This window comes from Bacillus sanguinis, assembly GCF_018332475.1.
Taxonomy (GTDB): domain Bacteria; phylum Bacillota; class Bacilli; order Bacillales; family Bacillaceae_G; genus Bacillus_A; species Bacillus_A sanguinis.
Genome location: NZ_BOQB01000692.1, coordinates 1 through 306, shown reverse-complemented (window position 1 = coordinate 306; position 306 = coordinate 1). Strand labels below are relative to the sequence as shown.

Here is a 306-nt window from a genome sequence, read left to right as displayed (position 1 = left end):
CACTAAGTAAACGAATATGTGTTTTCTCATGTGAGATAAACCAGATAATGACAAAGGATATGTTCACACCAATCACATAAAAAATTAATATTTTAGAGAATAGTGCCATTTTTTATGTTCTTCTTATCCTTCCTGGCTACTTGTAAAACTGACGGAAATAGTCATCAACTGTCATAATGTTGAGGTCAAAATCAATATCCGGTAAGTCTAAGCATTTGAGCCTGATTAAATCTTCGATTTCACTTGCGGCTAACGATGTCGTTATTGCGAAGGAGTTTTCATTCAATTGTCGTGGTATCCCATATT

General features: G+C 34.3%; 2 pseudogenes. Both read right to left on the bottom strand.

From position 1 onward, the window contains the following. A pseudogene (gene ghoT, locus KI369_RS30085) lies at positions 1-109 on the bottom strand (type V toxin-antitoxin system toxin GhoT); the annotation flags it as partial. A gap of 27 nt (positions 110-136) precedes the next feature. Next, positions 137-306, bottom strand: a pseudogene (gene ghoS / locus KI369_RS30080) (type V toxin-antitoxin system endoribonuclease antitoxin GhoS); the annotation flags it as partial.